We start from the raw sequence: 2,430 nt of genomic DNA on the forward strand, positions 1-2,430 counted from the left end.
CCGTGCTTTCTACAATTACTATGAACTCCCCCTTACAGAAGACCAACTATTAAAATACGTAGACTTATCTGAAAAAATTAGTCACGGCAATCCTTCTGGTTTGGATGCACGCGTAGCCGGTCTTGGTGTGCCTTTGATTTATCAAAAAAATCAACCAATGACGATTGTTCATTTCGACACCCCTTATTGGTTGGTGGTTGCGGATACTGGTATTCACGGTAACACTAAAAATGCGGTATCTGACGTGGCAGCTGGCTTGAATTCAGCCTTTATTACCCGCCGACAAGCTGTTGAACATAACTTGCGTCAGCTTGGTGAAGCCGCTACGCGCTTCATTGATTTAGTTGAATTAGATCCTACCAAAATGGCCAATGACCAGTGGTTTACGGCTATTTGTCGCACATTTAAGGATGCCCACCAACACTTGCGGGCTTTACAAGTATCCAGTCCTGAACTTGAAGCGGGCGTCACTTTTGCGGAAGCGAATGGAGCCGGCGCAGCCAAGCTAACTGGTGGTGGACGTGGCGGTTGCTATTTCGCCTTGTGTGACAGCAAGGACAAGGCTGCCCTTTTGGCTAAAGCTTTAAAAGAGGAGAATATGGCGGTGGCGAGTTGGGTGGTGCCTTTTAAATCATCACCTATAGATGATAATGCCGGCGAATAGTAGGCGTAATCTGTAAAAATCGGTTATAATAAGTGAAAGAAAATTTTTTGAGGGAGAATCGAGATGTCAGTTTTTCAAGGCGCTTACCGGGCGCACACCAATATTGCATTAATTAAATATTGGGGTAAGGCGAATAAGGACCTATTTATCCCCACTACATCTAGTTTGTCGCTCACTTTAGACGCCTTGTATACAGACACACGCGTGACTTTTTCGAGTGATTTGGACGCGGATGTTTTCTATTTAAACAATCAATTAGGCAATGAAGCAGATACGGCAAAAATCAGCAAGTTTTTAGACATGTTTAGAGCAGAAGTTGGCCTAGACTTGCGCGCCAAGGTAGAAAGTGTCAATCATGTGCCCACTGCGGCAGGCCTGGCTTCTTCTTCATCGGCATTTTCGGCCTTAGCGGCGGCTACTAGACAGGCTTTGAATTTAGAAAATCAAATTTCTGACCAGTCCCTATCGATATTTGCACGACGAGGATCTGGATCAGCAACCCGGTCCATTTTTGGTGGCTTTGTTGAATGGCAAAAAGGGACCAGCAATGAAAACTCTATGGCAGTTGAAATTGACGACGCCTCTTGGGATGTTGGTATGGTTATTATGGCCATTAACACCGCTGAGAAACGCGTGTCTTCTCGTGAAGGGATGGCCCATACCTTGCGGACGTCACCTTTCTACCAGGAGTGGGTGCGTCAAAATATGATTGATTTAGAACGGATTAAAGCGGCCATTGCCGAGCAAGATTTCCAATTGATGGGTGAAATTGCTGAAGCCAATGCCATGCGGATGCATGCAACAACTATGGCTTCTGATCCTTCATTTACTTATTTCGAACCAGATACTATTAAAGCCATTCAAGCAGTCCAAGATTTGCGGAAAACTGGCGTATTAGCTTACTATACAATTGACGCTGGACCGAACGTGAAAGTTTTATGTAAAGCGAGCCAGATGGACGAGGTGGAAGCCTTTTTTGCAGAACGGTTTAAGGATATGAACTTTATCCAAACGACTGCTGGACCTGGGATTAAACCCTTAGATAGATGGGAGTATGACGATGGCGCAATCTTATAATGATAGCACGATAATCCATACGAATAACGAAACAGACGCCATCAAGGTGGCCGTACCGGGTAAATTATTCCTTGCGGGCGAATATGCAGTGGTGAGTTCTGGCCAAGCTGCCTTGTTAACGACTGTTGACGCCTTCTTACACCTCACTTTAGAGGTAAATTCTGGGCAAAATGGCTACTTAATCACCAACCAGGCTGACCATCCAATTGCTTGGACCTACGACGTCAATGGACAAGTCGTTTCTGACGATCCAGAAGCTGGCGAATTCCCCTTAATCTGGCAAGCTATACAAACTGTGATGGCATACGCTGAAGCGGTAGGTATGAAATCGGTAGCGATACCTGATTACTTTGACTTGAAGATTGAGTCCGACTTGGACGCGGCTGACGGAACTAAATATGGTTTAGGCTCATCTGGTGCTATCTCAGTGGCTGTCGTTTCAGCCTTATTGAAATTCTACAAATTAGACCAAGGTATTACGGAACCGCAGTGGGTCTACCGAGTCTTTAAACTGGTCGCTATTACCCAAGCGCAATTGGGTATGGTAGGATCACTTGGAGATGTCGCAGCCAGCACCCAAACTGGTGTCATCTACTACCAAAACTTTGACCGGGAATGGTTTGACCAACAAGCCAAGTCAACTGGACAAGAAATCCATGCCTTAATCGAAGAATTTTGGCCGGAATTGA

Annotated in this window: 2 protein-coding genes and 1 pseudogene; all 3 read left to right on the forward strand. The window is 45.3% G+C overall.

Going from position 1 to position 2,430, the window contains the following annotated elements; all coding sequences use genetic code 11:
- Nucleotides 1-664 (forward strand): mevalonate kinase family protein (locus ACRCJ0_RS12020; RefSeq protein ID WP_431390567.1); only part of this gene is annotated, 664 nt, incomplete at its 5' end.
- A 63-nt stretch (nucleotides 665-727) separates the two neighbouring features.
- A complete protein-coding gene (mvaD, locus tag ACRCJ0_RS12025) occupies nucleotides 728-1,741 on the forward strand; it encodes a diphosphomevalonate decarboxylase (RefSeq protein ID WP_431390568.1) in 1,014 nt (337 codons plus the stop codon).
- A pseudogene (locus ACRCJ0_RS12030) lies at nucleotides 1,725-2,430 on the forward strand (phosphomevalonate kinase); the annotation flags it as partial. The gene mvaD and the pseudogene ACRCJ0_RS12030, both read left to right, overlap by 17 nt.

Source organism: Aerococcus sp. L_32 (genome assembly GCF_050689315.1).

Coding starts and splice junctions, on each gene's coding strand:
- mvaD (WP_431390568.1), top strand. CDS start 728: ATGTCAGTTTTTCAAGGCGCTTACCGGGCGCACACCAATATTGCATTA.